A 26,969-nucleotide genomic window follows, 5' to 3' on the forward strand; every position below is an offset into this window, starting at 1 on the left:
CGCCCAGACGAACTGCGCACCACTCGGGATTCGTGAAGAAACCAACGCCGCTCAGAGGCGTACAACCTCGGGCCCACCCGAAGTGTCTTGTGGGGTGCAGGGTTTGACCGGGGGTGGGGAGTGCCGGGAATGCCGGGGGAGCACTGGACCGAGCAGACCGTCCAGATGCGCAGAGCGCCGCTGGCGGCTGCTGCCGCGCGCCCGAAACCGGCGCCGCTGCCGCCGCTGGAGCTGCCGCCGTATGCCGCGCCGCGGGCGCTGCTGTCGCGGGCGCTGTCCGTACCGCTCGTCGTGGGGCTGGTCGGGCTGCTGCCCGCCGCGGTGGCGGGGCTGGCGCAGCCCGGGGTGCGGGATGTGACGTTCTGGCTGCAGCTGGCGGTGACGTGTTACGCGGGCGCCCGGCTGGCGGCGATGGTGCTGACGGCGCGGCGGCGGCTGATTCAGGGGACGTTCTGGCTGTTCGGGTACGTGGCGATGGGCGTCGCGCCGCTGGCGCAGATTGTGCTGGGGCAGACGCCGACGCCGCTGGTGGGGGCGCGGGGCGACTTCACGCTTGCGGTGGCGCTGGTGCTGGTGGGGTTTGTCGCCTTTGACGTGGGGGCGCTGCTGGCGCGGCACCGGCCCGTGGTGCGGGGGTGGCGGCGGCGCAGGACGGCGCTGGTGAGCCGGCCGCGGCTGTACGTACTGGTGGTGATCGCTTACATCGGCAGCGCGGCGCTGGTGGCGTCCTTCGGCGGGCCCGGGCCCTTCTTCGACAGCCGGCAGGCGATCAGCGACGAGCTGACCGGGGGCGGCGCGGGCACCTCGCAGGTCGGCTCGGCCTTCCTGCGCGGCTTCGGTACGGTGCCGGCGCTGCTCGCGCTGCTGATGCTGACCCGGTGGATGGTGCTGTCGCGGGCGACGCGGCGCGATCCGCGGGTGGTGCTGCCGTGGGCCGGTCTTGTGCTGGTCAACATGGTGGTGAACAACCCCGTGTCGAATCCGCGGTACTGGTTTCTGACGGTGGTCTTCGCGCTGCTGTTCACGGTGTTCCCGCGGAGTCCGGCCGTCTATCGGGCTGCGCTGGCGGGTGGGGTGGCGGCTGCGGTGCTGCTGTTCCCGTTCGCCGACAAGTTCCGGTACGACGCGGAGGGGCGGGCGGCGCAGGCCGAATCGTCGTCGGTGCTGGAGCCGCTGGTGCTGAAGGACTACGACCAGACGGTGATGTTCGCCAACACCATCTCGTACGTGGAGGCGGGCCAGGGGCAGGGGCGCGGGCACACGCTGGGGCGGCAGTTCGCGTCGTCGGCGCTCTTCTTCGTCCCGCGATCCGCCTGGCCGGGCAAGCAGCTGGACTCCGGGGTGAAGGTCGGGCAGTGGATGGGGATGTCGAACGTCAACCTGTCTTCGCCGCTGTGGGCGGAGCTGTGGCTGGACTTCGGCCCTGTGGGCATGGGGGCCGGGCTGATGGCGGTGGGGTACGCGGCGGCGCGCACGGACCGGCGCTTTGCGGCGGCTGGGCATGTGTCGCGGGATCCGGGGTCGGTGCTGGCCACGGTGGTGCCGGCGGTGGCGGGTTACTCGTTCATCCTGCTGCGGGGGCCGCTGCTGCAGGCCACGGGGCGGATGGCGATCGCGGTGGTGTGCTTGATGCTGGTCACGACGTTCCGGTCGGACGAGCGGAAGCTGCTTCGGTGACGGTGGGGGCGTTGCCCTGGCGGGCGGCCGCGCCCGCTGACTCCTCCCGTCGTACGGCGGCGATGCGCAGCCACAGCGCAGTCGCCTTCATCGCCGAGCCGGCGGCGAGGCCCCAGGCGGCGCCCTTCACCCCGCCGAGTGCGTAACCGGCAAGCATGGCGGCGACGGCCACCAGCGAGAACACGACCTGGATCGGCAGCGTCGCCTTCGGCCGCAGCACCCGCAGGGTGAGCAGCGCGCTGGTGCCGAGGGCGATGGCGGCGTACTGGGTGCCGGTCGCGGGCAGCAGCGCGGCGGCGGTGGCCCAGGTGTCGCCGAGGATCTCCCGCCCGATGCGGTCGGGCAGCAGCGCGAGGGTGGTGGCCCAGGCGGCGGCGATGCCGGCGAGCAGGCCGGCGAGCAGGGCGGTGGCGCGCACCTTGCCCCGTACTCCTTCCACCCGGCCGAGCAGCGGCGGGCCGAAGCCGGTGGCGGAGTTGTAGAGCACGTTCATCGGCCCGAAGAGTGTGGTGGCACCGCGCAGCGCTCCGACGGCCAACTGGCTGGCGAAGAGGCCGAGTCCGATGACGGCTAGCTGGCTGGATCCGTTCCCGACCGCGAATTCGACGACGAAGCGGCGGCCGAGGTGGTCGCGGCGGAGGTACGAACGCCAGCCGAGGCCGCCGGCGGTGGCAGGGGTGGCGGTGGTGGTTGCCGGGGTGGCGGTGGTGGTTGCCGGGGCCGCCCCGCCGCCGGTGCCGCGGCGGCCGTACCGGCGCAGGCTCGTGGCGAGCAGCACTCCGGCGAGCGCGAGCGCGGGCAGCGCGGACAGGCCCCACACCGCGATCAGGCGGGCGGCGCTGCTGCCCTCCGGCTGGGTGGCCAGTGCGGGGAGCACCGCCGCCAGGCGCAGCGCGTCGCCGGCGAGGGCGAAGTGCGGGAGCTGCAGCGTCGAGAAGCAGTAGCGCAGCACGTCCTGCACCAGCACCACGGGCAGCACGAGGCCGAGCGCGGCCAGCCCCGCCGCGACCTCCCCGGGTACGAGGGCCAGCACCGCGGCCGCCCCGCCCCCCAGCCCGACCGCCGCCGCGCCGGTGAACGCCACCGCCCCCCGGCAGGCGGCGGCCCGCTCGTCCCCGCGCCGCAGCACGAGCGCCTGCCCCACGTAGCTGGTCTCGACGCCCAGCAGCAGCGTGAACACCACGTACACAACGGAGAACACCGCAAAGTCCCGCACGCTGGACAGCCGCGCAGCCATCACGAGCACGGCAATGTTGGTGACCGCAGCCACCCCCTGATCGGCGACGGACGCCATCACCGCCCAACGGGCCCGCAATCCGGGCTGCCGCCCGGCACCACCCCGATTGGGGCTTCGGGCGTCTCCTGGGCCGGTGGGCCCGATGTGCTCGGTGGGCCCGATGTGCCCGGTGGACCCGATGTGCCCGGTGGACCCGGTGGATCCGGTGGATCCGGTGGACCCGGTGGACCCGGTGGATCCGGTGGAGCCCGTAGAGCCGGCGGATCCGGCGGGACCGGTGGGTCCCGTGGATCCGGTGGGACCCTGGTCATAGGGCCCGGCGGGACCGCAGGAGCCGCGGGCGCCGGGCACCCCGGGGTCGCCGGGCACGCCGGGGGCGCCCCGGCCTTCCGCGTCTCCGCCCGCCGCAGGCGACTCGCTCACCGCGAGGTGGAGCGCACGCCGTTGCCCGATGCGCGGCCGTAGCCGGGCTCGTCCGGCAGAGGGCCGAAGCCGCTTGCGGCGGGGGAGCCGTCGGGCGAGCGCGTGCTGCGGGCCTCGGGCGGACCGGGTGGGCCGGGGTCAGCGCCAACCGTCCCGCCGCCAGGCTCCGGGGGCAGGTCGCTCTGCTTACGCCTGCGGCCCTTGCGGCCCTTCTCCTCCGCGCCGTCGCCGAAGGAGTGCAGCACCGCCCCCAGCACCGCGCCGCCCGCGCCGCTGATCAGCTCGCGGACGCGGACCAGGTCTTCGCGGTGGACCTCGCGGGGGTCGCAGACCACGAGGACGCCGTCCACGCGGTCCGCGAGCGCGATCGCGTCCGCGTACGACAGGACCGCCGGGGCCAAGGCCACCACGACCGAGCCCGGGGCGTCCGCCTCGGATATCAGGCGGGTGGCGGAGGCGGATGTCAGTGCGCGGGCCGGGTTGCGGACCCTCGCGCCCGGGACCAGGTCGAAGGCGCCCGACTCGCCCGCGTCGATGGGTATTTGCGCGCCGGTCGGCCAGCCCGTCTCGCCCTGCTCCGGCGTACGGGCCCAGCCGGGGCGGACGCCCTCCGCCGTGCGCAGCCGTTCGTGCAGCGACGGGGTGCGCAGGTCGGCCTCGACGAGCATCACCTCATGGCCCATTTCGACGAAGGACGCGGCCAGGTTCACGGACACGGCGGCAGCCGTATCGCTGCTGCCGCGCGGGGCGACCACCAGCAGCCGGCGCCGGTCGGCGAAGCGGGCGCCGTACGCCAGCCGGAAGGCCACCGAGCGGTACTCCTCCGCGGTCCTGCCCATCGCCAGCAGCGGTCCGTGCCTGCGGCCGCGCGGCAGCTTGCCGAGCACCGGCGCCCGCAGCGCCCGCACCACATCGCCCTCGGAGCGGGCCGTCGGGTCGAAGACCAGCCGCACCCACGCCGCCACCAGGCCGACGCCGAGGCCGACCGCGGCGCCGAGGCCGAGCAGCATGAACAGGCCGGGGCCCGAGGGCTCTTGCGGCGCCTCAGCCGTGCGCACCACATAGCCGGGCGTGGTGTCGATGGCCTGCACCTTCGCCCGGTCCGAGGTGATCTCGCCGATGCTCTGGCTGAGCGAGGCGCGGGCGGACAGCGCGGACTCCAGCGCCCGGCCCTCGCCCATGCCGGCGATCCGCCGGTCCAGGTCTTCGCGCTCGGTCTTGAGCGGCTTGATCTGCCGGTCGTAGTTCTTCACGTTCCGGTCGATGGTGCGCTCTATCTGCTGGCGCTTGTACGTGAGATAGGCCTTCGCGAAGGCATTGGAGCGCTTTGCCGCGATCTCCGGCTCCGCGGCCGCATAGCTGAAGCGCAGCACCATCGTGTTCGGCGGGTTGGTGACCTGCAGGCCGGACTGGACACGACGGCCCGCGTCGCCGCCGAGGTCCTCCTCGACCAGGTGGGCCACGGAGTTGCTCACCGCGGTCTGCCGCTCGGTGCCCACATTCTCCTTGATGCCGGAGGAGCCGCCACCCCCGGACGGCGCGAACGGGTCGAGGCTGACCTGCCGGATGGTCACCTCGCTGGTGGCCACATACGACTCGCCGCCGCCGAGGCCCATCCAGCCCCCGCCGAGCAGCCCGAGCAGCACGCCGAGCGCCAATATCCCGCGATGCCGCAGCAGCTGGCGGAACTGGTCGCGCAGCAGATCGGGCTCGTCCTGCGCCGGTGGCGTACGGAACTCCTGTGTCACTGGCCCCCCTCGGCCGGCATCTTCGCCAGTCGCTCCCCCGCGATGGCCTCATTCGTCCGTTCAGTATGGGCGCGCCGCAACCGGCTCCGCCTCCCCCTGTGGACAACCGCTTTCCCGGCCAAGCCCGAGCCCTTCCGTACCCCCGAGCTCACCGCCTCGTCCAGCAGCGCCGTAACCCGCGCCAGCCCTGCCTCACTCCCCAGCTCCGCATCCACATACCGCGGCCCGGCAGCCCCCAACTCGTCCGCCCGCGAAGGATCCCCGCCCAGCTCCCGCACCGCCGCCACCACGGCCCCCGGATCCTCCGGCGGCACCACGACCCCCGCCGCCGACCGCAGCACCTCCGCCGCCGTCCCCCCGTCCGCCGCCACCGACGCGACCACCGGCCGCCCCGCCGCGAAGTACGAGGTGAGCTTCGACGGCACGCTCATGTCCTGCACCGACGCCCGCTGCGTCACCGTCAGCACGTCCGCCGCCGCCAGCACCTCGGGAAAGTCCGCGCCCGAAGCCGGCGGCAGGAAGTCCACGTTCGGCAGCCGGCCGGCCAGCGCCTGCAGCGCCTCCCGCTGGTTGCCGTCCCCCATCAGCACCACCCGCAGGTCGGGTGCCTGCCGCGCCGCCGCGATCAGCACCTCGAGGCCCTGCTTGAAGCCCATGTTCCCGGAGTGCAGCACCACCGTCTGCCCGTCCCGCCAGCCGAGCCGCGCCCGGGTCTCCGCCCGGGGCCGCGAAGGCCGCGCCACATGCGACCAGTTGGGTACGAGCCGTATTCGATCAGCGGGCACGCCCATGGCGACGACCCGCTCCTTGAAGGTCTCGTGGATCACCCCGACCAGCGCCGCGGACCGCAGCACCCGGCTCTCCACGGCCGCCGCCGCCACGGCCGCCCGGCCGCCGCCCGCGATGCCGCTCTGCGCCGCCGCCGCGCCCATCAGGTCCTGCACCACCGGCACAAACGGCACCCCGTGCCGCCGCGCGAGCCGCGCCGCGAGCACCCCGCCGGCGAGGCTCGGCAGCTGCGCCGCGACCACGTCGGGCCGCCCCATCCGGGGCCGCGCCAGCAGCCCGTGCCCCAGGATCGACGCCTCGAACAGCGCCCGGGTCAGCGCCGTCTGCCGCCGCGGCACCGTGTGCCGCCGCCGGTGCACCCGCACCCCCGCGCGCTCCTCCTCCGCACGCCAACGCCCCCGGTACGCGGCGGCCGTTCGCCACTGCGGATAGTGCGGCATCCCGGCCAGTACGTGCACCTCCGCACCCCGGTCGGCCGCCCAGTGCTCGGCCGTCTGAGTAGCGTACGGGCCGATACCGGCCTCTTCTGGTGCATAGTTGGTCGAGACGAGCAGAACGCGCAACACGTAAGATTTCCCCCTCAAAATGCCGAAGCCCGCTATGGTTGACACTTCTGGCCGCCGGGGGGTTGTGCCAGGAGTGACAGATTCCGTGGGGGGATTCACAGATGCCGCATGTTGTCGGCTATGCACCGGGGGTCTACGACCTCTTTCACGTCGGCCACCTCAACATCCTCAGACACGCCCGTTCGCAGTGCGACTACTTGGTCGCGGGGGTCGTGTCCGACGAGATGGCCGAGCGGGCGAAGGGGCGGCCGCCCGTGATACCGCTGGTCGAGCGGCTGGAGATCGTCCGCTCGATCCGGTTCGTGGACGCCGCGTTCGTCGAGACGGTGCCGGACAAGCTGGAGACCTGGCAGCAGGTCCGCTTCGACGTGATCTTCAAGGGCGACGACTGGCGGGGTACGCCCAAGGGCACCCGGCTGGAGCGCGACTTCGCCACCGTGGGCGTGGAGGTCGTCTACTTCCCGTACACGGTGCACACGTCGAGCACCCAGCTCCGCCGCGCGCTCGACGTGCTCACCGAACCGCCGGCGCAGCCGCAGTCAACTCCCGGAACCACTTCGCCATGAAGGCCGCCAGGAACAGCACGTTGACGACGAAGAGCGCCGCGTACGCCACCAGGAATACGTCCTCGCTGCCCAGCAGCAGAAAGACCAGGCAGAAGACGCCGTAATCGACGGGCAGCAGGGCCACGGCGCGCACCCGCGAGGGCGGCGCCGCGGGTCCCGACCCGCCCCGCGGCCCGAGCTTCTCCCGCAGCAGCCCCGCGCAGAAGATCAGCACCGCGGCGAACTGGAACCCCAGCGGCAGCAGCAGCCACCCTTCACCGGGCAGGTCGAAGAAGCGATAGAAGGAGATCAGCACGGCGGCGTGGACCGCTATGAGCTTCGCGCAGTCCACGACATGGTCCAGCCACTCCCCCGCCGGGCTGCTCGCCTTCCGCAGCCGCGCCAGCTGCCCGTCCGCGGAGTCGAAGGCGAAGCCGAGCACCAGTCCGGCGTAGACGAGCACGGCCAGGCCCCACCCCGGGGATACGAGCGCGACCGCCGCGATGGCGGCGCCGCTGAAGGCGGCGCTGATGAGCGTGACGTGGTTCGGGTGCAGCCCCGCGACGTACGAGGCCGCCGCGAGCCGGCGGCCCAGCGGGCGGTTGATGTAACGCGAGTAAAGGGAGACTCCCTTGGCCGTTTTCTGCGCATTGCGCAGGTCTGTCAGCGCTGCCCCGTATGTCATGGGGGGATTGTGATCGCTTCGGGCGCGCATGTGCAGCGGCTTGGTCAAAAGAGACTGAAATCACTGGACCGCCCGCATGTACTGAGGTAAGCCTCAGTTAAGTTAGGCCAGCCTTATTGGCCCCCTCGTCCCCCTGGAGCGCCCGCCATGCGTGCCGTCCGCCTGTCCATCTCCGTCGCTGCCGCCGCGGCCCTCACCACCGGCATCGCCGGCTGCGCCGAGAAGAGCGATGCCGGCTCCGGCGACGGCACCATCCAGGTCACCGCGAGCGACAGCAAGTGCGACGTCTCCGACAAGGAGTTCCCCGCCGGGCACGTGAAACTGGCCGTCGAGAACAAGGGCTCCAAGGTCACCGAGGTCTACATCTACGCCCCCGGCGACCGCATCGTCACCGAGCGGGAGAACATCGGCCCCGGCACCAAGGCCGAGATCACCGCCGAAGTCCGCGCCGGCGACTACCAGATCGCCTGCAAGCCCGGCATGAAGGGCCACGGCATCCGCCAGGACGTGAAGGCCAGCGGCAAGGGCGCGGCCAAGAAGCTCGACCCGCGGCTGGACAAGGCGGTCGCCGAGTACCGGAAGTACGTACAGCAGCAGGCGGACGAAACCCTCCCGCTGGCGCAGAAGTTCGCCGACGCGGTCAAGGACGGCGACATAGAGGCGGCCAAGGCGGCCTACGCCCCGTCCCGTATCGGCTGGGAGCGCACCGAGCCGGTCGCCGAGTCCTTCGGCGACATCGACCCCAAGGTCGACGTCCGCGAGGACGGCCTGGAGAAGGGCCAGAAGTGGACCGGCTGGCACAAGCTGGAGAAGTCCCTCTGGCAGGACAAGAAGCTCACCGCGGCCGACACGAAGCTCGCCGACACCCTGATGAAGGACCTCAAGGACTGGGTGAAGAAGGTCGGCCGTGCCGACATCAACCCCACCTCTATGGCGAACGGCGCCAAGGAGCTCCTCGACGAGGTCGCCACCGGCAAGGTCACCGGCGAGGAGGAGCGCTACAGCCACACCGACCTGGTCGACTTCAAGGCCAATGTCGAGGGCGCGCAGAAGTCGTACGAGCTGCTGAAGCCGGTCGCCGCGAAGAACGACCCCAAGCTCACCAAGGAGCTGGACCGGCAGTTCAAGGCGATCAACAAGCAACTGGCCGGCTACGAGGAAGGCGACGGCTACGTCTCGTACGACACGGTCGGCAAGAAGGAGCGCAAGGAGCTCTCCGACGGCGTCAACGCGCTCGCCGAGCCGCTGTCCAAGCTGGCCGCCGCGGTTGTGAAGTAGAGGACGCCCCATGGCTGATGACCAGCAGCACGCCACGGTCGATGACGAGCAGCACATCCCCGCCGACGACCGGCAGCACACCTCCCGCCGCGCCGTCCTCGGCTGGGGCGGCGCGGGGCTCGCGCTCGGTGCCGCCGCGGCGGGCGGGGCGGCGGCCGCCGTCTCCTCCGGCCGTGACTCCGGTACGGAGCCGGTGGCCGGCGCCGCCGCCGCGGTGCCCTTCCACGGCGCCCATCAGGCCGGGATCGCCACCGCGGTGCAGGACCGGCTGCACTTCGCGGCGTTCGACGTCACCACCGAGGACCGCGCCGAGCTCATCGACGTACTGAAGAAGTGGACGCGGGCCGCCGAGCGGATGACCGCGGGCCGCAGCGTCGGCGAGGGGGCGGTGAGCAAGCTCGCGGAGGCGCCGCCGGACGACACCGGCGAGGCGCTCGGGCTGAAGCCGTCCCGGCTGACGCTGACCATCGGCTTCGGGCCCGGCCTCTTCAAGAAGGGCCGCTTCGGCCTGGATGACCGCCGCCCCGAGGCGCTGATCGACCTGCCCGCCTTCCCCGGCGACAACCTCGACAAGGCCCGCAGCGGCGGCGACATCTGCGTCCAGGCCTGCGCCGACGACCCGCAGGTGGCGGTGCACGCCATCCGCAACCTGGCCCGCATCGCCTTCGGGAAGATGGCGGTCCGCTGGTCGCAGCTCGGCTTCGGCAAGACCTCGTCGACGACGCCGGACGCCCAGACGCCGCGCAACATGATGGGCTTCAAGGACGGCACCCGGAATATCGCGGGTACGGACGCCAAGGCCCTCGCCAAGCACGTCTGGGTGCCGGAGAAGGACGGCCCCGCCTGGATGTCCGGCGGCTCGTACCTCGTCGCCCGCCGTATCCGCATGCACATCGAGACCTGGGACCGGACCTCGCTCAAGGAGCAAGAGGACATCATCGGCCGCAACAAGGGCGAGGGTGCCCCCTTCGGCAAGACGAAGGAGCGCGACGAGCCCAACCTCAAGGCGATGCTGCCGGACGCCCATGTGCGCCTCGCCCACCCGGACACCAACAACGGCGCGCAGATGCTGCGCCGCGGCTACTCGTTCACCGACGGCACCGACGGGCTCGGGCGGCTGGACGCGGGCCTGTTCTTCCTCGCCTATCAGCGGGACGTACGGGACGGCTTTGTGCCCGTACAGCAGTCGCTGGCGCGCAAGGACACGCTCAACGAGTACATCCAGCACGTCGGTTCCGCCGTCTTCGCCATCCCGCCGGGCGTGCGCGACAAGCGCGACTGGTGGGGCAGGGAGCTGTTCTCCTGATGTTTGCCGGAAACTATCTGATCGGCCTGCGCGAGGGCCTCGAAGCCAGCCTGGTCGTCTGCATCCTGATCGCCTACCTGGTGAAGACCGGGCGTCGCGACGCGCTCCGCCCGGTGTGGCTGGGCATCGGCGCCGCGGTGGCGCTGTCGGTGGCCTTCCAGGCGGCGCTGCAGCTCACCGAGAACGAGCTGACCTTCGAGGCGATCGAGCTGCTCGGCGGCTCGCTGTCGATCGTCGCGGTCGGCCTCGTCACCTGGATGATCTTCTGGATGAAGCGTACGGCCCGCCACCTCAAGGCCGAGCTGCAGGGCAAGCTGGACGCCGCGCTGGCGATCGGCAAGGGCGCGCTGGTGCTGACCGCGTTCCTGGCCGTGGGCCGGGAGGGCATGGAGACCTCGCTCTTCGTGTGGACGTCGGTGCGCACCAGCACCGAGGGCTCGACCACGCCGATGCTCGGCGCGGTGACCGGCATCGTCACGGCGGTGGCGATGGGCTGGCTGTTCTACCGCGGGGCGCTGAAGATCAATCTGGCGAAGTTCTTCACCTGGACCGGCGCGCTGCTGGTGGTCGTGGCCGCGGGCGTGCTCGCGTACGGCATGCACGACCTGCAGGAGGCCCGCTTCCTGCCGGGCCTGAGCAGCAAGGCCTTCGACATCAGCGCGACCTTCGACTCCGGCAGCTGGTACGGGACGCTGCTGAAGGGCATCTTCAACTTCCAGCCGGACCCGACCTGGCTGCAGGTGGCGGTGTGGCTGTTGTATATCGTCCCGACGCTGTTCCTGTTCCTGCGCCCGGGTAAGGTTTCGAACCATGTCTCACCCCAGGTCCCACCCCAGACTTCTCGCGACGGCGCTGCTGAGCGCCCTGCTGACGGCGGCGGCGAGCGGGTGCGTCACGGTGCACGGGGAGACGAAGCTCCGGCCCGCGGCGACGAAGGCTGAGGCCGCGCGCGTCCTGGAGGAGTTCGCCGACGACAACAACAAGGCGAACCGCACCCTGGACCGCGACCTGAACCGGGAGATCGAGACCGGCCCGCTGGGCGCCATCGACCAGGCGGGCCTGAAGGCGCGCAAGAAGCAGAACCCCAACGGCAACCCGGACTACACCGCGCTGGAGCTGACGGATCCGAAGTACCTGATCCCGAAGCAGGCGGGCTGGCCGCGCTGGTTCGTCGCCGACGCCAAGTCCAACCGGCCGACGCCCGCCACCAAGAACCGCTGGCTGGTGATCTTCGAGAAGAAGGCCGAGGGCAAGCCGTGGAAGGCCTCGTACCTGTCGGTGATGCAGCCCGGTGAGCTGCCGGAGCTCGCCCGCGACAAGGACGGCTATGTGCAGCCGGTCGAGCCGGGCCCCGAGGAGCGGCTGTCGACGCCGGCGCGCGACCTGGGCACGTCGTACGTGAACTACCTGAAGTCCGGCGGCAAGAACCCGGGCTTCGCGCCGGGGCAGCACACCACGGAGTGGGTGCAGCAGCGCAAGGCGCAGGCGAAGAAGCCGGGGTATGTGACGCAGTTCCGCGACGCCCCGGCGACGGAGTTCGAGACGTACGCGCTGCGCACCCGGAACGGCGGTGCGCTGGCCTTCTTCTCCACCCGGCACTTCGCGAAGCAGACGGTGGCGCCGGGCCGTACGATCCGCCTCGACGGCGTGGTGAAGGCGCTGCTGACGGGCGAGGCCAAGCGGTCGGTGACCCTGGAGTGGGTCTCGGAGCAGGCCGTGCTGGTGCCCAAGAAGGGCAAGAAGGGGAACGTGGAGTTCCTCAACCGGATCCAGGGCCTGGTGGGAGCGCGGGGCGAGTAAGCCCCCCGTCACTCGGGGGCAGGCGTCCCGCATGGCGGGACGGGTGGGCCCGGACGTTTCCGGCGGCCGCCGTCGCTGCTCAGCCCAGCGGCCAGGCTGCGTGCTCCGACCCCTCTTCGTCGCCGACGTAGGCAGCGCACGCGTCCGTGAGGCGCTCCAGCAGCGCCAGCGCGTCCGGCAGCGGCAGCTCGGGCCCGCGCACCCACTCCACCGTCTCGCCGCCGGGCAGCCGCGCCGGGGGCACCAGGGCGTACGAGCCGCGGCAGTGCCAGCGCAGGCCCGGGTGCTCGTCCATGGTCTCGGGGTGGCAGTCCAGCTCGCACGGCCACCACTCGTCCTCGTCCTCGGGGGTGCCGCGGGTGGTGGTGAAGAACAGCATCCGCCCGGTCAGCGGCGACTCCCCGGCCTGCGCCACGGGTCCGACGGCGACGCCGGCCGCCTCCAGCTGCTCGAGCGCCTGCCGTCCGGCCTCCAGGGGCACGTCGAGGACGTCGTGGTTACGGCCCGTAGCGGTGATGAAATTCGCCTCGGGCTGCGCGGCCAGCCAGCGCTCGATGCGCTGCGGGTCGGTGCTCGCCTGGGTCCCCCAGGCGAACGAGACGGGATGGCGGCCAGGGGTGGGACAGCCGACGCGGTCACAGGAGCAGCCATAGCCCTCGGGATGCGCGGCAGGGGCCAGCGGCAGGCCCGCCCCGGCGGCGGCGAGCACCAGCTCGCTGCGGCGGGCGGCGGCGAGATCGGCGGCCGTCGCGTCCGCGGCCGAGCGGGTGGACCCGCGCTGCAGCCACTGCGGGAACCAACGCGCGCGCCCCTTGCCCTGTGCCATGTATCCCCTCACCACATCGGCCCCCGCAGCCCCCGTCCCCGGGGCTCGCAGTGCCATGCTCCCACGCCGCGGGACGTCGCTTCGCCGGTTACCGGGCAATCCTGACGGGTGATGCGTAGGTCATCGGCATGAAACAGGAGACGACTCACCTTAATCTGGTCTTTATGCTCACAACCTATGTGGTAGCGGGATTAACCACCCTTGCCACCACCGCCGCGCTGGCACCCGGTGCCGATGCCGCCGGACGCGTCACGTCCGCCGCCGAGCTGCCCGGAATCGTCTATACGGCACATCGCGGCGGGGCCCTGGAGGCGCCGGAGAACAGCATGTCGGCCCTCCGCGCCAGCTACCGCGACGGACGGGCACATGTGCTGGACTTTGACACCCGAATGTTGCGCGACGGCACTCTAGTTGTGATCCACGACGCGACTCTCGACCGGACCACGAACCTGTCGGGGCCGGTGCGCAACCTCACCGCCGCCCAGTGGAAGAAGGTCCGGCTGCAGCCCGACTCGTCGCTGCGCGCCCGCTTCCGCCCGGAGCCGGCGCCGACGGTGGCGCAGGTGCTGCGGGAGTTCGGCGGAAAAGCCGTGCTCACCATGGAGGCCAAGGACCCGGCGAGCATCCCGCGGATCGCGGCCGAACTGGAGCGGCGCGGCCTGACCCGGTCCGTGTACGTGAACACCAACTCCCCCGCCGCGGCCCGCCGGGTGCACCAGCTGGGCCTGCTCTCGCAGCTGTGGCGCTCGAAGAAGCAAATGCGCCACGACCACCCGAAGCGGTGGCGCGGCTTCGTGGACGTGTTCGACGTCGATCACCGGGCGCGGCCGCAGGACCTGCGGAAGTTCGCGAAGGCGGGCGCGGGCCGGGTGTGGGCTCATACGGTCAATACGGTGAGCGCCCGGGACCGGGCCGCCCGGTATGGCTGCGACGGCTTCGAGACGGATGCACCGGGGCTGCTTTCCCGTACGCCGATGGGCTAGGCGGCCTCCCCGAGGCCGCTTGGCCTCGCGGCCCCGTCATGTCGCGATCCCGCGCAGCGCCAGCTCGACCACCCGGTCCGCGTACGCGTGGTCCATCGGCAGCGTGCGCAGCAGCCAGCGGTGGGCCAGCGGCCCGACCAGCAGGTCCGTGGCCACCCGCACGTCGACGTCGGGGCCGATGTGGCCGGCCGCGCGGGCGGCGGTGAAGCGGTCGACGTACAGCTCCAGCTGCGGGCCGAGCACCCGCCGGTTGAACTCCTCGGCCAGCGCCGGGTCCGTGACCGCCGCGGCGGCCAGCGCGCGGGCGGGGCGGTCGTAGACGTCGCGGTTGAGCTCGTCGACGGTGGCGCGCACGACCTCCTTGAGGTCCGCCTCCAGGTCGCCCGTGTCCGGGAGGGAGTGCTCGCCCTGCGCGGCCTCCTCGCTGACCGCCGTGAAGGCGTCCAGGAGCACCGCGGCCTTGGACGGCCACCAGCGGTAGATCGTCTGTTTGCCGACGCCGGCGCGGGCGGCGATGCCCTCGATGGTCAGCTTCTCGTAGCCGGTCTCGCCGACCTGGTCGAGGGCGGCCTCGAGGATGGCGCGCCGGGAGCGCTCACTGCGGCGGCTGGCGTCGGGCTTACGGGCGGCGGTGGCAGGCATGCGCCCAAGAATACCCTTTGACAAGACGGTCCGTCTCGTCGCACACTCGATAACAACGCGAGACGAACCGTCTCGCTTCACCCGACGGAAAGGAACCCACCATGTCCAAGGGACGTGCCGGAAACATGCTCGGCGTCGGCGGCACCCGCGCCAAGCTCTCCCGCAAGGACCTGCGCGGCGGCCAGGCAGGACGTACCGGTGCGGGCAATGACCCGATGGCCCAGAAACGCGAGCTACTGCGGAAGTTGCAGCAGGGCCGTACGGGGTGAACCTCCGGTGTTGAGCCGTGCGCAAGGGCTCCTCGCGCCCCACCATGTGGACATACACGCGTACGCGATCCGTACGCCTGGTCCCAGCGTGAGGAGCCCTCATTGCGCACTGCCTCGCCGCGCCGCTATCTGATGTGCCCACCGGCGCACTTCGCGATCAGCTACTCCATCAACCCCTGGATGGACCCGGCCAAGCCCGTGGACCCGCAGCTCGCCCACGCCCAGTGGGACGACCTGCGCCGCATGTACCTCTCCCTCGGCCATGAGGTCGAGCTCCTCGACCCGGAGCCCGGCCTGCCCGACATGGTCTTCGCCGCCAATGGCGCCACCGTCATCGGCGGCCGCGTCTTCAGCGCCCGCTTCGCCTATCCGCAGCGCGCGGCCGAGTCGGCCGCCCAGCGCCGCTGGTTCCGCGCCCACGGCTTTACGGACATCGGCCTGCCGCAGCACGTCAACGAGGGCGAGGGCGACTTCACGGTCGCGGGCCCGTATCTGCTGGCCGGGCGCGGCTTCCGCTCCAGCCCGGACTCGCACGCCGAGGCGCAGGAGTTCTTCGGCCGCCCGGCGATCGGGCTCGACCTGGTCGACCCGCGTTACTACCACCTGGATACGGCGCTGTGCGTCCTGGATGACGGGCCGGTGCCCGACGTCATGTACTTCCCGGACGCCTTCTCTCCAGGCAGCCGGTCGGTTCTCGCCGCGCTCTTCCCCGACGCGCTCATCGCCACCCGCGAGGACGCGGAGGCCTTCGGCCTCAACGCGGTCAGCGACGGCCGGCACGTGCTGCTGCCGCAGGCCGCGGCGGGTCTCTTCACGCCGCTGCGGGCGCGTGGCTACGAGCCCATCGCCATGGATCTGACCGAGCTGCTCAAGGGCGGCGGCAGCGTGAAGTGCTGCACGCAGGAGCTCAGAGGGCGTCCTCCGGAGCCCCCGGCTCCCCCGGCGGATTCCAGCTAGCGCCCCAGCTCGCGTCCCGCGCCTGCCGGTAGACGGGCCCCAGCCGCTTGCTGACGTTGCGCCGCTCCAGGGTCTGCTCCGCCGTGCACAGGTCGAGCATGACCAGGCCTTTTCGTACGAGCGGATGCCGCACGACGCGGTTGGCGGCGGGCACGCAGTCCGGCACGGCGGCCGGGCGTACCGCGGCGACGTACGAGAACTTCTCGTCCTCGTAGCCGAGCTCCCCTCCCTTCACCCTCCGGTGGAGGGAGGAGCGCTGCACCCGCGCCGCGAAGTGGCACCAGTCGGCGCCGGTCTCGATGGGGCAGGCGCCGCTGTGCGGGCAGGGGGCGGCGACGGTGTAGCCGGCCTCGATGAGGATGTCGCGGGCCTCCATGATCCGGAGGTATCCCTCGGGCGTGCCCGGCTCGACGACCACCACCGCGCCCTGGGCGCTTCCGGCGGCGGCGGTCAGCACGGCCTGGCGGGCGGGGGCGGTGAGCTCGCCGAGGACGTACGAGACGGTGACCAGGTCGGCGGCGCGCAGCTGCAGGTCCTCGCCGATGACCTGATGGCACCAGTCGGCGGCGGCCAGCGCGGGGGCGTCGGCTGCGGCTGCTGAGGCCAGCTCCTTGCCGATGGCGAGGGCGGGCTCGGCCCAGTCCAGCACGGTGGTGCTGCGGTCGCCGCCGGGCCAGGCGTCCTCGGCCGCCCATACCGCCGCGCCGGTGCCGCCGCCGATGTCGGCGTGGCTGGCCGGGGACCAGGCCGGGGCCGCCTCGCGGAGGCCGCCTAGGGCGGCCCGTACGGCCTGGAAGGTGGCGGGCATGCGGTAGGCGGCGTACGCCGCGACGTCGGCGTGGTCGCGGAGTACGGGGGCGGTGGTTGGGGTGTCACCGCGATACGCCTCGATGAGGCGTTCCACCGCCCGTTGTGCTTGCCGTTCGGGCAGGCCCGTCAGTACGTCGCCCAGGCTGTCGCGGAGGGCGTCTTCCGTCCTTGTCACGGTGGCGAGCGTAGTCGCCTTGCCTGCGCCGATTGGTCCTGGCCCGCCGTGGCTGTCGCGCCTGCGGCGCTTGCCCTCAAGCGCCGGGCGGGCTTGATTTCGGTCGGCACAGCGTCACAAAGGCCAGAACCGCCAGCACCGCGCAGCTCACCTGCACCACCGCCATCGGCACCGCCGTCCGCTCCCCCGCGACCCCGACCAGCGGTGACGCGATCGCGCCCACCAGGAAGAACGACGTGCCCAGCAGCGCCGACGCCGAGCCTGCCGCGTGTGGGGTACGTAGCAGGGCCTGGGTGTTGGCGTTCGGGAGGACCAGGGCCATTGCCGACATCATGACGAACAGGCCCGCCGCGATCGGCGCCAGGCCGACCTCGCCGAAGGCGCCCGTCGCCATCAGGAGCAGGGCCGTCGAGGCCGCCAGCACCACCGCCAGGCCCGCGCCCAGGGCTGCGTCGAGGCTTACGCGGCCTACCAGCACGCGGCCGTTGAGCTGGCCGACCGCGACCATGCCGACCGCGTTGAGGCCGAAGAGGAGGCTGTACGTCTGCGCCGAGGCGCCGTACAGCTCCTGGATCACGAAGGCCGAGGCCGAGACGTACGCGAAGAGGGCGGCGAAGGCGAAGGAGCCGGCGATCAGGTAGCCGGTGAATTTACGGTCGGCGAGCAGGTCGCGGAGCGTGCGCAGGGTTGCGGTGAAGCCGCCGGTGTGGCGGCGGGAGGGCTCCAGGGTTTCCGGGAGCCAGCGGGCGACGACGAGGGTGAGCAGCGCGCCGACCACCGTCAGGACCCAGAAGATGCCGCGCCAGTCGGTCAGCTGCAGCACCTGGCCGCCGACCACTGGCGCGACGATCGGGGCGGCGCCCGACACCAGCATCAGCGTCGAGAAGAAGCGGGCCATCGCGAGGCCGTCGAACATGTCGCGGACCACGGCCCGCGCGATCACCACCCCGGCGGCGCCGGCCAGGCCCTGGATCAGCCGGAAGCCGGTCAGCGCGCCGGACGTGGGCGCGAGGGCGCAGGCGGCCGTCGCGAAGATGTAGATCACCATGCCCGCCAGCAGCGGGCGGCGGCGGCCCCAGCGGTCGCTCATCGGGCCGACCACCAGCTGGCCGAGGGCAAGCCCGGCGAGGCAGGTGGTGAGGGTGAGCTGGATGCCCGCTGCTGAACTTCCCAGGTCCGCGGCCGCATCGGGCAGCGCGGGGAGGTACATGTCCATCGACAGCGGTGGCATCGCCGTCAGACCGCCCAGCAGCAGGACGGTCAGAAGCCCGGCGCGTCGGGTGGGTCCTGGCGCCGGGCTGCTGATGTGAGTCGTTTCAGTTATGGATTCTGTGCGGCTATGACCGCTCTCCGACATGGGGGCCTCTCATGCGACGTTGGAGACCCCAGAATCTCATGCGGGCTTCAGGCCCGGATCCCCCGCCTCCGTGACGAAGGAGGCCGCCGTGCCGATCGAGCCGCCGGGTGTGGTGACCCGGTCCAGGGTGCGGTAGTCGGCCCGCGCCTTGTCGCGGTCGAGGGCGATGGTGACGTAGCCGCGGCGGCCGTTGAAGAACTTCATGTGCGGGTTGGCCTGCATGTACGCGTCCCAGGTCGGCGGCTTGTCGGCGCCGTCCTTGCCGCTGCTGATGGACGTCGTGACGAACTCCGTGCCGAGCGTCTTGGAGCCCTGGTCGGCCCAGTCCTTCTTGATGTCGAAGGCGTAGTTCACGTGCACGTCGCCGGTGAGCAGCATCAGGTTCTCCGCACCCGACGACTCGAAGCCCGCGAGCAGCCGCTCCCGCGACGCCGGGTAGCCGTCCCAGGAGTCCATGCTCACCTTGTAGTCGTCCGTCGAGCGGTCGCGCCGCTGGGAGAAGGTGACCTGCTGCGGGACGATGTTCCAGCGGGCGCGCGAGCGCCGCCAGCCGTCGAGCAGCCAGCGCTCCTGCGAGGCGCCCGTCATGGTGCGGGAGGGGTCCGTGGACTCCGGGCCCGGCGCGTCCCAGCCGTCGCCGTACGCCTGGTCGCTGCGGTACTGGCGGGTGTCGAGGATGTCGAACTGGGCCAGGGTGCCGTACCGCAGGCGCCGGTAGAGCCGCATGTCGGGCCCGGAGGGGCGCTGCGGGCGGCGCAGCGGCTGGTGCTCCCAGTACGCGCGGTAGGCGGCGGCGCGGCGGGCGAGGAAGCCCTCCGGCGGGTTGCCGTTCTCGTCCTGGTCGCCCGCGTAGTTGTTCTCGGTCTCGTGGTCGTCCCAGGTGGGCATGAAGGCGTGCGCGGCGTGGGCGGCCCTGAGGTCCTCGTCGGACTTGTACAGGGCGTAGCGGAGGCGGTAGTCGTCCAGGCCGACCGTCTCGCGGTTGAAGACGTCGGGCAGCACGCGGTCGGTGTAATTGCGGGCGCCGCCGGTCGAATTGACGGCGTATTCGTAGAGGTAGTCGCCGAGGTGGAAGACGCAGGCCAGGTCCTCGGCGGCGAGGTGCTTGTACGCCGTGAAGTAGCCGTCGTGGTACGCCTGGCAGGAGACGATGCCGAAGCGCAGCGCGCCGTTGCGGGCGCCGGCCGCGGGTGCCGTACGGGTGCGGCCGGCCGGGCTGATGTGACGGCCGGCCCTGAAACGGTAAAAGTAGCGGCGGTCGGCGGCGAGGCCGGCCGCCTCCACGTGCACGGTGTGGTTGAACTCCGGGTGCGCGAGCGTCACTCCGCGGCGGGCGATCCGGCGGAAGCCCTCGTCGTGGGCGATCTCCCAGGCCACCGGGAAGGCCGTGGCGGGCAGCCCGCCGCCGGTCTCATACGGCTTCGGGGCCAGCCTGGTCCACAGCACGACGCCGTCGGAGTGCGGGTCGCCGGAGGCGACGCCCAGCGTGAACGGGTCGTCCTTGATCGTCTTCGGGTCGCCCTCGGCGGCGTGCGCCTGCGGCAGGTTGGTGGCGAAGGCGAGCGTGGCGGCCGCGGAGGCGACGGTGACGAAGCGACGGCGGCTCAACCGGGAGGCGGCAGCGCGCAGTTCGGAATCGTGCGGCAAATGTGTCATGCCCGCAGTTGAGTGCCGCGAGTGGTCTAGTCCCTGTCACGTACACAACACAGACATGACGGGCGGGTGAGTTCGGCGTCGGGATCGGGACGCTAGGGGGCATTCAGCCCATCACCGCCACCGCCCGCATAGACTCCGTGACATGGCGGAGCTGATCGGCAAGGACGGGACCTGGACTTTCGACGGGGACACTGTCCGGATCGTGCCCGGGACCGACCGCGGGGTGCACAAGCTGCGCAAGCTGCTCGGCGAGGTGGCGGTGCCCCTCGAAGCGGTGGCGGGGATCGCGTACGAGGCGGGGAAGAAGGGCGGCCGCCTGCGGCTGCGGCTGCGCGACGGCGCCTGTCCGCTGCAGCTGGCGACCGGCGGGGCGCTGCCCGACGTGGCGAGCCCGTACCAGGTGAAGGTGGACGGCAACCGGACCGGCGTCGCGGAGTACTTCGCCGACGAGGTCCGCAATGCGCTGCTATTGGAGCAGGTGCCGGACGGCCCCCTCGACCGCTTTGTGGTCGCCGGGCCCGCGGTCCCGCTGACCGCGGGCGGCATGGACGGCACGGCGACCTTCGACGGCGAGACCGTACGGCTGGAGTGGAACTGGGTCGTCGAGGAGAGCAAGAAGCACGCGGGCGACCGGGCGTTCAAGCTCGATGACCTCGCCGGCGTCGAGTGGAGCCCGGCCGGCGGCCTCGGCGTCGGCGCGCTGCGCTTCAATCCGCACGGCATGCGCACGCACGTGAAGCCGGACCACGACCCCAACTGCCTCGCCCTGTGGGGCTTCCAGCGCGAGTCCGGCGCGACCGCGCTGCTCGCCGCCGCGGTCGTCGCCCGGCTCCCGCACCCGGCGGCCGTCGAGGACGCCGTGCCGCCGCCCCCGCCCGCCCTGGAGAAGGCGGCGGCCCCGGCCGCCGACCACGACGCGATACTCCGCCGGCTGCGCGAGCTCGGCGAGCTGCGGCGGGAGGGCGTGCTGGACGAGGAGGAGTTCGCCGCCGCCAAGCGGGCCATCCTCGGCCGGCTGGCGGCCGACCAGGAGTGACCGGCGTACGGGCCGCGGCGGGAGTCCGCCGCGCCCGCGCTAGCCTGCGCTTATGACCAGCCACGAAGAGCCGCAAGCAGCCACGCCCAGGACCGCCGTCGTCACCGGAGCCGGGTCCGGGATCGGGCGGGCCGTCGCGCTCACCCTCGCCGACGCCGGGTGGAATGTGGTGCTCGCGGGCCGCCGCAAGGCGCCACTCGCCGGCACGGCGGAGCTGGCTGGCAACGGCAGCGCGGTCACCGCGGTGCCGACCGACGTAACCGACGCGGCCGCGGTGGCGGCGCTCTTCGAGGCGGCGCGCGAGCGACACGGGCGTATCGACCTGCTCTTCAACAACGCCGGGATGTTCGGCCCCGCCGTCCCCGTCGACGAGCTCGACGCCGACGACTGGCGCGCGGTCGTCGACACGAACCTGACCGGGTCCTTCCTCTGCGCCCAGGCCGCCTTCCGCCTCATGAAGGCGCAGGACCCGCAGGGCGGCCGCATCATCAACAACGGCTCGGTCTCCGCCCACGCCCCGCGCCCGCACAGCGTCGCGTACACGGCGACCAAGCACGCGATGACCGGCCTCACGAAGTCGCTGTCGCTCGACGGCCGCCCGTACCGGATCGCCTGCGGGCAGATCGACATCGGCAACGCGGCGACCGACATGACCGAGAAGATGCAGCGGGGCATCCTCCAGGCGCACGGCGGCAAGGCGATCGAGCCGGTGATGGACGTCGCGGATGTGGCCCGCACGGTACTGCACATGGCGGCGCTGCCGCTCGAGGCGAACGTTCAATTCGCGACAGTCATGGCCACCAACATGCCACTTGTCGGGCGGGGTTGAGCAGAAAGCGGTCGAACACCCATACTCCTGCACCATGAGTCCCTCAAACCTCTACGAGACCATCGGCGGCGCCCCGGCCGTCGGCGCCGCCGTCGACGACTTCTACGTCCGCGTGCTCGCCGACCCCGAGCTGACCGGCTACTTCACCGGCGTCCCGATCGACAAGCTCAAGGCCCACCAGCGCGACTTCATCGGCGCCGCCCTGGGCGGCCCGGAGGCGTACGAGGGCCTCGGCATGGAGGCCGCCCACGCCAAGCTCGGCATCACCCCGGAGCACTTCGACCGGGTGGTCGGCCATCTGGCGGGGACGCTGGAGTCCCTCGGCGTGGACGCCGCGACGATCAAGGAGATAGCCGACGCCCTCGCCCCTCTGAAGGCGGACATCGCCCAGGGGGCTTAGCCTCGCGAAGTATGAGCGACCTGGGCGGACTGCCGCACATCCAGCCCATGCTGGCCGTGTCCGGCAGCCTGCCCTCGGCCGAGGCCGATGCGCACTTCGGGTACGAGCTGAAGTGGGACGGGGTGCGGGCCGTCGCGTACGTACCCGGCGACGGCTCGCTGACCCTGCTCACCCGGAACGACAACGACGTCAGCGCCCAATACCCGGAGCTGGCGCCGCTGGGCGAAGCCCTCGCCGCCACCCCGTGCGTCCTGGACGGCGAGATCGTCGCGCTCGGCCCCGACGGCCGCCCGTCCTTCGCGGACCTGCAGCGCCGCATGAACCTCACCAAGGCGGCGGTGATCGAGCGGCTGTCCACCGAGACGCCGGTCGACTTCATGGCCTTCGACATCATGCATCTCGCGGGCCGCGACACGACGCGCGAGCCGTACGAGGAGCGCCGCACCCGCCTCGAAGGCCTGGGCATCCACGGCCCGCGCTGGTCCACCCCGCCGTACTGGGAGGGCCATGGCGCGCAGGCGCTGGAGCTGACCCAGGAGCACGGCCTGGAGGGCCTCGTCGCCAAGCGGCTGACCTCGGCATATCTGCCGGGCCGGCGCAGCGACGCCTGGCTGAAGATCAAGAATGTCCGGACCCAGGAGGTCCTCATCGGCGGCTGGACCCAGGGCGAGGGCCGCCGCCGCGGCACGCTGGGCGCGCTGCTCGTCGGCATCCCGGGCCCGGACGGGCTGCGCTATGCGGGCAGCGTCGGTACGGGCTTCAGCGAGCACGCACTCGAGGCGCTGCAGGAGCTGCTGGACGGGCTGGAACGCGAAACGAGCCCGTTCAACGGGCCCGTGGCCGACCGGCACGTCAGGAGCGCGGACGTGCACTGGGTGGAGCCTGAGCTGCCCGGCGAGGTGGCGTACGCGGAGTGGACCTCGGCGGGGAAGCTGCGGCATCCGGTGTGGCGCGGGCTGCGTACGGACAAGCCCGCGCCGGACACCGGAGGAATCTAGACCGCTGTCAGCGGTCCTTCTGTGCGGACCTCCGCTGACCCTGCGGGTTGGTCCTGCTGCTGTGCGACTTGGAGTCGAAGTGCGAGGACATGCCCTTGGCGCGCTGCGAGGCCTCGTACTTGGTGTTGCGCGCCTCCATCGCCTCCTGGAAGGCGGGGTTGCCGCCTTCGCGGTGCCGGTTCGAGTCGTGCTTGTGGTGCTTGCTCATGATCACCCTCCTACGACTCCCACCATGACACGAATGGACTAATCCGGCATTCCGGGCAGATCGAATGCTGATTCGAGCAGCGGCGAGAGCAGATCTCCCTGGTCAGCGACCCGCTCCCGCACCTCGTCGGGCAGGAACACGAACTCCTCCGGCGCCGCACATCCGGCCACCTCATCCCAGGTCACGGGCGTGGACACGGTGGGCTCCGGGCGCGCCCTGATGACGTACGGCGCCACCGTCGTCTTCGCCTTCGCGTTCTGGCTCCAGTCCAGGAAGACCTTGCCGGGCCGCAGCTTCCGCGTCATCTGGTGCAGCACGAGCTCCGGGTGCTCCTGCTCCAGCCGTACGGCAAGGGCCTTGGCGTACGCGCTGGCGTCCTTCGACGGCGCCCCGGCCAGCGGCACGTACAGGTGCAGCCCCTTCGACCCCGACGTCTTGGCCCAGGCGTCGAGCCCGTCCTCCTGGAGCGCCTCCCGTACGAGCAGCGCCACCTGGCAGCACTCCACGACGGTGGCCGGCGGGCCCGGGTCGAGGTCGAAGACGATCCGGTCGGCGACGCCGGGCTCCGCGGCCCGCCACTGCGGGACGTGGATCTCGATGGCGGCGAGGTTCACCGCCCACAGGAGGGTGGAGAGGTCGTCCACGAGGACGTGGTGGGTGGTGCCGCTGCTGGTCGGCACGTCGGTGGTCCTCACCCATTCAGGCGCGCCGGGCGGAATGTTCTTCGCGAAGAAGCGCTGGCCCTCGACGCCCTCCGGGAAGCGGAGGAAGGAAGCGGGGCGGCCCTGCACGTGAGGCAGCAGATAGGGGGCGATGTGGGTGTAGTAGTGCAGCACCTCGCCCTTGGTGAAGCCGGGCTCCGGATAGAGCACCTTGTCGAGGTTGCTGAGCTTGACCTGGCGGCCATCGACCTCTGCGACTGGCATACGCTGGACTCCTCCGCGAGAGGACATATCGGATGAAATCTATCTGGAAAGGTGCGATTTCCTTCGGCCTGGTCTCCATCCCGGTCCAGCTCTTCTCGGCGACCGAGGAGCGCGGCGTGTCGTTCAAGCAGGTGCACGCCAAGGACGGCGGGCGCATCCGCTACCGGCGGATCTGCGAGATCGAGGACAAGGAAGTCCCGTACTCCGACATCACCAAGGCGTACGAGACGGCCGACGGCCATCTCGTCACGCTGACGGCCGACGAGCTGGCGGATCTGCCGCTCCCGAGCAAGAAGATCATCGACGTGGTCGGCTTTGTGGAGTCGGAGACCTTTGACCCGATCCAGTTCGCCCGCCCGTACTACATCAAGGCGGCGGACGCGTCGGCGGCGAAGCCGTATGTGCTGCTCAGGGAGGCGCTGGAGCGCTCGGGCCGGGTGGCGGTGGTGAAGGTGGCACTGCGCAGCCGGGAGGCGCCGGCGCTGCTGCGGGTCCACGACGATGTGCTGGTGCTGCACACGATGCTGTGGCCGGACGAGGTCCGGGCGGCGAAGGGCATCGCGCCGGACAACAAGGTGACGGTGCGCAAGCAGGAGCTCGAGATGGTCGACTCCTTCATGGACGCGCTCGGCGGCTACGACCCGGCGGACTTCACGGACGAGTACCGCGAGGCGGTGGAGGCGCTCGTCGCGACCAAGGAGGGCGAGGCCCCGCCCGAGGCGCCCGAGGAGCCGGCGGAGAAGCCCGGCAAGGTCATCGATCTGATGGCGGCCCTGGAGGCGAGCGTGGCCGCGGCGAAGTCCTCCCGGGGCGAGGACAAGAAGCCCGCGAAGAAGGCCCCGGCGAAGAAGGCGGCCGCAAAGAAGGCGGCGCCCGCAAAGAAGACCACGACCGCCGGCAAGACGGCCGCGAAGACGACGGCGGCGAAGACGACCACGGCCAAGAAGACGACGACCAAGAAGACCGCGGCCAAGAAGACCGCGGCCGAGAAGAAGGCCGCCTGACCCGGCACCCGACACCGGCACCCGGCCAAACACGAGGCCCGCGCTCTTCGCGCGGGCCTCGTTCTCTGCCTTTTTCGTCAGGGCTGCGTGCGGTCTCTCAGAACCAGCTGCCCTTGCCCTTGCCCTCGCCGATGTCATCGGCACGGGCCCGGACGTCATCGGCGTCGCCGCGCACCGCGTCGGCGGCCCGCTCGAACATGCCCTCGCGGGTCTCGCCCGCCATGCCCTCGCGGGCATCGCGGCGGCCGCGCTCGCGGAAGCCCTCCTCGACCTCCGACACCTGGATGCCGCCGTTGGCTACCTGCGGGACGTTCTCGACGAGCTCCTCGCGGCGCAGCCGGGTCTCGTACTCCTGCGTCTCCGTGACGGAGCGGGAGCCGAGCTCGACGGCCTCATAGGGCACCGCCTTCTTGTGCACCACGACGTTCGAGTCCTGGCCCTCGAGCGGGACCTGGATGCTGCGCTCAACGAACTCGTGCCGGTCGCCGGGCTCGACATCGCCGATGTTCACCCGGCTGATGACGGCCTCGTCGTGGCTGCGCTCGACCCGGAACCGCTCGGGGTGCTCGGAGACGCGGACCGACACGGAAGCCTGGCCCAGGGGCACGCGCTTCTGGCCGGCCTCGACCTCGAGCTGCTCCTCGTAAGCGACGATGCGCTCGCGACGGTTCGAGTCCTGGAAACGGTTCGACTCCTGGAAGCGGTCAGTGGCCTGGTCCGCAGCGCTCGCGGCCGACTGGGCCGCCGAGCGCTCGTTGCCCATGCCGCCGCTCTGCGCGGCCGCACGGGCCGCGTTCGCGGCCTTGCCACTACCACCCCTGCTGGTGTTCTTGTCCGTCTGCACTGTTCCTCCCGCTGGATCCGGAATCCAGGGATAGACGCGGCTTCGCCGGAGAACCCGGACAAAGCCCACTTACCCCATCAAACCCCTCCGCCGTTCGGGTGTCGACCGGAAGGCGTAATCCCCTGGTCAGAGCGCCGCCGCCGAACGGCGAAGGCCCGTACCCAACAAGGGGGTACGGGCCTTTTGCGCGCTGGCTCAGCCAGTGAAGCGGCCCTTGCTGTCGCGGGTGCCGCGGTCGTCGTCATCGTCGGCCTCGGCCTCGGAGAAGCTCGCCTTGGCGGAGCCGGACGACGCCGCGAACTGGCGCTGCGTGCCGCGGGCCTCGCGGGCCGTGTAGTGGCGGTCGTCCACCTGGATGTTCGCCTGGGCGTCGGCGATCTGCGGCTCGACGACCTCGCACTCCTGCCGGCGGCAGTCGGCCTCGACCGTCACGTGGCTGGTCTGCGGGGTGACCTCAAGGACGACCCGCTCGTACGGGGCGGCGGTGCGGTGGACGGCGCCGGAGACGTCGGTGCCGTGCAGCACGACCTCCTGGACGTTCTCGCCCATGTCGAAGGTGGCGCGGCCCTCGACCAGGTCGCCGCGGCTGACCGGCTCCCGGTGGAAGTTCGCGTGCTCGCGCGTCACCGGCATCGATACGGAGCGGCGCTCGCTGGTCACCTTGGTCTTGAGCTGGGCCTTGCCGAGCTCGACCTGGCGCAGCTGCGGGTCGGCCTCGAGGGACTCCTCGTACAAGGTCACCTCGACCGGCGCCTGGCGGGCGTACTGCGGGGCGCGCGCGTCCCTGGAGGCGGCCTGCTCGCCCCACTCCGGACCGGTCACCTTCACGGTGTTGTCCGCCTGCGACCGCGCCTGCTCGCTCGCCTCGGCGGCGGCCCGCTCGGCGCGGCCGCTGCCGCCCTTCATGTTCGACTTGTCGGTCTGCACTGTTCCTCCAGCTGGGTAGGTCCAGGGAATGCTTTGGCTCCGCCTGCACCCTCGGAACAGGTGCGGCG

The 26,969-nt window shown here is 71.7% G+C and carries 26 protein-coding genes and 1 pseudogene; 14 read left to right on the plus strand and 13 right to left on the minus strand.

Annotated elements, in window-relative coordinates:
- Window positions 1-129 precede the first annotated feature (129 nt).
- Window positions 130-1,677, plus strand: coding sequence for a hypothetical protein (locus ACNNMR_RS11105; protein WP_419994393.1), 1,548 nt, complete (start codon window positions 130-132; stop codon window positions 1,675-1,677).
- Here the strand turns inward: ACNNMR_RS11105 and ACNNMR_RS11110 are convergent.
- From ACNNMR_RS11110 to ACNNMR_RS11120, 3 genes are all read right to left on the minus strand, one after another.
- Entirely contained in the window at window positions 1,637-2,992 is a 1,356-nt protein-coding gene (locus tag ACNNMR_RS11110; RefSeq protein WP_419994394.1) for a hypothetical protein, read from the minus strand. The genes ACNNMR_RS11105 and ACNNMR_RS11110 overlap by 41 nt on opposite strands.
- A 341-nt stretch (window positions 2,993-3,333) precedes the next feature.
- On the minus strand, window positions 3,334-5,085 hold the full coding sequence (locus ACNNMR_RS11115; protein ID WP_419994395.1) for a lipopolysaccharide biosynthesis protein: 1,752 nt from the start codon (window positions 5,083-5,085) through the stop codon (window positions 3,334-3,336).
- Complete coding sequence (locus ACNNMR_RS11120) at window positions 5,082-6,440, minus strand: glycosyltransferase family 4 protein (RefSeq protein ID WP_419994396.1); 1,359 nt, start codon at window positions 6,438-6,440, stop codon at window positions 5,082-5,084. The genes ACNNMR_RS11115 and ACNNMR_RS11120 overlap by 4 nt, the downstream gene beginning before the upstream one ends.
- A gap of 101 nt (window positions 6,441-6,541) precedes the next feature.
- Here ACNNMR_RS11120 and ACNNMR_RS11125 point away from each other — a divergent pair, with 101 nt between their 5' ends.
- Entirely contained in the window at window positions 6,542-7,006 is a 465-nt protein-coding gene (locus ACNNMR_RS11125; RefSeq protein WP_419994397.1) for an adenylyltransferase/cytidyltransferase family protein, read from the plus strand.
- On the opposite strand, the gene ACNNMR_RS11130 is transcribed toward ACNNMR_RS11125, so the two are convergent.
- Window positions 6,954-7,670, minus strand: coding sequence for a CDP-alcohol phosphatidyltransferase family protein (locus tag ACNNMR_RS11130; protein ID WP_419994398.1), 717 nt, complete (start codon window positions 7,668-7,670; stop codon window positions 6,954-6,956). The two genes, ACNNMR_RS11125 and ACNNMR_RS11130, sit on opposite strands and share 53 nt — an antisense overlap.
- A gap of 147 nt (window positions 7,671-7,817) precedes the next feature.
- On the opposite strand from ACNNMR_RS11130, the gene efeO reads away from it, so the two are divergent.
- The 4 genes from efeO to ACNNMR_RS11150 are packed head-to-tail and all read left to right on the plus strand — an operon-like array spanning window position 7,818 to window position 12,054.
- Window positions 7,818-8,948, plus strand: coding sequence for an iron uptake system protein EfeO (gene efeO / locus ACNNMR_RS11135; protein ID WP_419994399.1), 1,131 nt, complete (start codon window positions 7,818-7,820; stop codon window positions 8,946-8,948).
- A gap of 10 nt (window positions 8,949-8,958) precedes the next feature.
- Window positions 8,959-10,254: an iron uptake transporter deferrochelatase/peroxidase subunit gene (gene efeB, locus ACNNMR_RS11140; RefSeq protein ID WP_419994400.1), complete on the plus strand. Its 1,296-nt coding sequence runs from the start codon at window positions 8,959-8,961 to the stop codon at window positions 10,252-10,254.
- On the plus strand, window positions 10,254-11,195 hold the full coding sequence (gene efeU / locus ACNNMR_RS11145) for an iron uptake transporter permease EfeU (protein WP_419994401.1): 942 nt from the start codon (window positions 10,254-10,256) through the stop codon (window positions 11,193-11,195). Before efeB ends, efeU begins: the two co-directional genes overlap by 1 nt.
- The gene (locus tag ACNNMR_RS11150) at window positions 11,152-12,054 is read left to right on the plus strand and encodes a hypothetical protein (protein WP_420000328.1); all 903 of its coding nucleotides are present in this window, start codon (window positions 11,152-11,154) and stop codon (window positions 12,052-12,054) included. Before efeU ends, ACNNMR_RS11150 begins: the two co-directional genes overlap by 44 nt.
- Window positions 12,055-12,133: 79 nt before the next feature.
- On the opposite strand, the gene ACNNMR_RS11155 is transcribed toward ACNNMR_RS11150, so the two are convergent.
- Complete coding sequence (locus ACNNMR_RS11155; RefSeq protein ID WP_419994402.1) at window positions 12,134-12,880, minus strand: bifunctional DNA primase/polymerase; 747 nt, start codon at window positions 12,878-12,880, stop codon at window positions 12,134-12,136.
- 164 nt (window positions 12,881-13,044) lie between these two features.
- On the opposite strand from ACNNMR_RS11155, the gene ACNNMR_RS11160 reads away from it, so the two are divergent.
- Window positions 13,045-13,863 (plus strand): glycerophosphodiester phosphodiesterase, encoded by an 819-nt coding sequence (locus ACNNMR_RS11160; protein ID WP_419994403.1) that lies wholly within the window; start codon window positions 13,045-13,047, stop codon window positions 13,861-13,863.
- 36 nt (window positions 13,864-13,899) lie between these two features.
- Here ACNNMR_RS11160 and ACNNMR_RS11165 read toward each other — a convergent pair whose 3' ends face one another.
- Window positions 13,900-14,505: a TetR/AcrR family transcriptional regulator gene (locus tag ACNNMR_RS11165; protein WP_419994404.1), complete on the minus strand. Its 606-nt coding sequence runs from the start codon at window positions 14,503-14,505 to the stop codon at window positions 13,900-13,902.
- A 101-nt stretch (window positions 14,506-14,606) separates the two neighbouring features.
- Between ACNNMR_RS11165 and ACNNMR_RS11170 the strand changes: the two genes are divergently transcribed.
- Together ACNNMR_RS11170 and ddaH are read left to right on the plus strand one after the other, a co-directional pair.
- Window positions 14,607-14,774 carry a DUF6243 family protein gene (locus ACNNMR_RS11170; RefSeq protein WP_419994405.1) on the plus strand — a complete coding sequence of 56 codons (168 nt, stop codon included), beginning with the start codon at window positions 14,607-14,609 and terminating at the stop codon, window positions 14,772-14,774.
- A gap of 96 nt (window positions 14,775-14,870) precedes the next feature.
- Window positions 14,871-15,731, plus strand: a pseudogene (gene ddaH / locus ACNNMR_RS11175) (dimethylargininase); the annotation flags it as partial.
- Here ddaH and ACNNMR_RS11180 read toward each other — a convergent pair.
- The 3 genes from ACNNMR_RS11180 to ACNNMR_RS11190 all read right to left on the minus strand — a co-directional run bounded on the left by ACNNMR_RS11180 (window position 15,682) and on the right by ACNNMR_RS11190 (window position 19,729).
- The gene (locus ACNNMR_RS11180; RefSeq protein WP_419994406.1) at window positions 15,682-16,716 is read right to left on the minus strand and encodes a small ribosomal subunit Rsm22 family protein; all 1,035 of its coding nucleotides are present in this window, start codon (window positions 16,714-16,716) and stop codon (window positions 15,682-15,684) included. The pseudogene ddaH and the gene ACNNMR_RS11180 sit on opposite strands and share 50 nt — an antisense overlap.
- Window positions 16,717-16,792: 76 nt before the next feature.
- Complete coding sequence (locus tag ACNNMR_RS11185; protein ID WP_419994407.1) at window positions 16,793-18,073, minus strand: Bcr/CflA family multidrug efflux MFS transporter; 1,281 nt, start codon at window positions 18,071-18,073, stop codon at window positions 16,793-16,795.
- 36 nt (window positions 18,074-18,109) lie between these two features.
- Window positions 18,110-19,729, minus strand: coding sequence for an alkaline phosphatase D family protein (locus ACNNMR_RS11190; protein ID WP_419994408.1), 1,620 nt, complete (start codon window positions 19,727-19,729; stop codon window positions 18,110-18,112).
- Window positions 19,730-19,871: 142 nt separating this feature from the next.
- Between ACNNMR_RS11190 and ACNNMR_RS11195 the strand changes: the two genes are divergently transcribed.
- The 4 genes from ACNNMR_RS11195 to ligD (ACNNMR_RS11210) are packed head-to-tail and all read left to right on the plus strand — an operon-like array spanning window position 19,872 to window position 22,992.
- Window positions 19,872-20,765, plus strand: a complete 894-nt coding sequence (locus ACNNMR_RS11195; RefSeq protein ID WP_419994409.1) for a DUF4429 domain-containing protein — start codon at window positions 19,872-19,874, stop codon at window positions 20,763-20,765.
- 52 nt (window positions 20,766-20,817) lie between these two features.
- Window positions 20,818-21,594 carry an SDR family oxidoreductase gene (locus tag ACNNMR_RS11200; RefSeq protein WP_419994410.1) on the plus strand — a complete coding sequence of 259 codons (777 nt, stop codon included), beginning with the start codon at window positions 20,818-20,820 and terminating at the stop codon, window positions 21,592-21,594.
- A 34-nt stretch (window positions 21,595-21,628) separates the two neighbouring features.
- Window positions 21,629-21,994: a group I truncated hemoglobin gene (locus tag ACNNMR_RS11205; RefSeq protein WP_419994411.1), complete on the plus strand. Its 366-nt coding sequence runs from the start codon at window positions 21,629-21,631 to the stop codon at window positions 21,992-21,994.
- 11 nt (window positions 21,995-22,005) lie between these two features.
- Entirely contained in the window at window positions 22,006-22,992 is a 987-nt protein-coding gene (gene ligD, locus ACNNMR_RS11210) for a non-homologous end-joining DNA ligase (RefSeq protein ID WP_419994412.1), read from the plus strand.
- Between the two features lie 7 nt (window positions 22,993-22,999).
- Here the strand turns inward: ligD (ACNNMR_RS11210) and ACNNMR_RS11215 are convergent, their stop codons facing one another.
- Both ACNNMR_RS11215 and ligD (ACNNMR_RS11220) read right to left on the minus strand, forming a co-directional pair.
- Window positions 23,000-23,200, minus strand: a complete 201-nt coding sequence (locus ACNNMR_RS11215; RefSeq protein WP_419994413.1) for a hypothetical protein — start codon at window positions 23,198-23,200, stop codon at window positions 23,000-23,002.
- Between the two features lie 38 nt (window positions 23,201-23,238).
- Window positions 23,239-24,126, minus strand: coding sequence for a non-homologous end-joining DNA ligase (ligD, locus tag ACNNMR_RS11220; RefSeq protein ID WP_419994414.1), 888 nt, complete (start codon window positions 24,124-24,126; stop codon window positions 23,239-23,241).
- A gap of 32 nt (window positions 24,127-24,158) precedes the next feature.
- Here ligD (ACNNMR_RS11220) and ACNNMR_RS11225 point away from each other — a divergent pair, with 32 nt between their 5' ends.
- A complete protein-coding gene (locus ACNNMR_RS11225) occupies window positions 24,159-25,130 on the plus strand; it encodes a Ku protein (RefSeq protein ID WP_419994415.1) in 972 nt (323 codons plus the stop codon).
- Window positions 25,131-25,227: 97 nt separating this feature from the next.
- On the opposite strand, the gene ACNNMR_RS11230 is transcribed toward ACNNMR_RS11225, so the two are convergent.
- Both ACNNMR_RS11230 and ACNNMR_RS11235 read right to left on the minus strand, forming a co-directional pair.
- Window positions 25,228-25,974 (minus strand): DUF2382 domain-containing protein, encoded by a 747-nt coding sequence (locus ACNNMR_RS11230; RefSeq protein WP_419994416.1) that lies wholly within the window; start codon window positions 25,972-25,974, stop codon window positions 25,228-25,230.
- 195 nt (window positions 25,975-26,169) lie between these two features.
- Window positions 26,170-26,901, minus strand: coding sequence for a DUF2382 domain-containing protein (locus ACNNMR_RS11235; RefSeq protein ID WP_419994417.1), 732 nt, complete (start codon window positions 26,899-26,901; stop codon window positions 26,170-26,172).
- Window positions 26,902-26,969 lie beyond the last annotated feature (68 nt).

It is taken from the genome of Streptomyces boninensis, assembly GCF_048572725.1.
Lineage (GTDB): Bacteria > Actinomycetota > Actinomycetes > Streptomycetales > Streptomycetaceae > Streptomyces > Streptomyces boninensis.

What these genes read in the sequence shown, in the direction of transcription:
- ACNNMR_RS11105 (WP_419994393.1), top strand. Translation starts at nt 130, where the DNA reads ATGCCGGGGGAGCACTGGACCGAGCAGACCGTCCAGATGCGCAGAGCG.
- ACNNMR_RS11125 (WP_419994397.1), top strand. Translation starts at nt 6,542, where the DNA reads ATGCCGCATGTTGTCGGCTATGCACCGGGGGTCTACGACCTCTTTCAC.
- ACNNMR_RS11130 (WP_419994398.1), bottom strand. Translation starts at nt 7,670, where the DNA reads ATGACATACGGGGCAGCGCTGACAGACCTGCGCAATGCGCAGAAAACG.
- efeO (WP_419994399.1), top strand. Translation starts at nt 7,818, where the DNA reads ATGCGTGCCGTCCGCCTGTCCATCTCCGTCGCTGCCGCCGCGGCCCTC.
- efeB (WP_419994400.1), top strand. Translation starts at nt 8,959, where the DNA reads ATGGCTGATGACCAGCAGCACGCCACGGTCGATGACGAGCAGCACATC.
- efeU (WP_419994401.1), top strand. Translation starts at nt 10,254, where the DNA reads ATGTTTGCCGGAAACTATCTGATCGGCCTGCGCGAGGGCCTCGAAGCC.
- ACNNMR_RS11155 (WP_419994402.1), bottom strand. Translation starts at nt 12,880, where the DNA reads ATGGCACAGGGCAAGGGGCGCGCGCGTTGGTTCCCGCAGTGGCTGCAG.
- ACNNMR_RS11160 (WP_419994403.1), top strand. Translation starts at nt 13,045, where the DNA reads ATGCTCACAACCTATGTGGTAGCGGGATTAACCACCCTTGCCACCACC.
- ACNNMR_RS11165 (WP_419994404.1), bottom strand. Translation starts at nt 14,505, where the DNA reads ATGCCTGCCACCGCCGCCCGTAAGCCCGACGCCAGCCGCCGCAGTGAG.
- ACNNMR_RS11170 (WP_419994405.1), top strand. Translation starts at nt 14,607, where the DNA reads ATGTCCAAGGGACGTGCCGGAAACATGCTCGGCGTCGGCGGCACCCGC.
- ACNNMR_RS11185 (WP_419994407.1), bottom strand. Translation starts at nt 18,073, where the DNA reads ATGTCGGAGAGCGGTCATAGCCGCACAGAATCCATAACTGAAACGACT.
- ACNNMR_RS11190 (WP_419994408.1), bottom strand. Translation starts at nt 19,729, where the DNA reads ATGACACATTTGCCGCACGATTCCGAACTGCGCGCTGCCGCCTCCCGG.
- ACNNMR_RS11195 (WP_419994409.1), top strand. Translation starts at nt 19,872, where the DNA reads ATGGCGGAGCTGATCGGCAAGGACGGGACCTGGACTTTCGACGGGGAC.
- ACNNMR_RS11200 (WP_419994410.1), top strand. Translation starts at nt 20,818, where the DNA reads ATGACCAGCCACGAAGAGCCGCAAGCAGCCACGCCCAGGACCGCCGTC.
- ACNNMR_RS11205 (WP_419994411.1), top strand. Translation starts at nt 21,629, where the DNA reads ATGAGTCCCTCAAACCTCTACGAGACCATCGGCGGCGCCCCGGCCGTC.
- ligD (WP_419994412.1), top strand. Translation starts at nt 22,006, where the DNA reads ATGAGCGACCTGGGCGGACTGCCGCACATCCAGCCCATGCTGGCCGTG.
- ACNNMR_RS11215 (WP_419994413.1), bottom strand. Translation starts at nt 23,200, where the DNA reads ATGAGCAAGCACCACAAGCACGACTCGAACCGGCACCGCGAAGGCGGC.
- ligD (WP_419994414.1), bottom strand. Translation starts at nt 24,126, where the DNA reads ATGCCAGTCGCAGAGGTCGATGGCCGCCAGGTCAAGCTCAGCAACCTC.
- ACNNMR_RS11225 (WP_419994415.1), top strand. Translation starts at nt 24,159, where the DNA reads ATGAAATCTATCTGGAAAGGTGCGATTTCCTTCGGCCTGGTCTCCATC.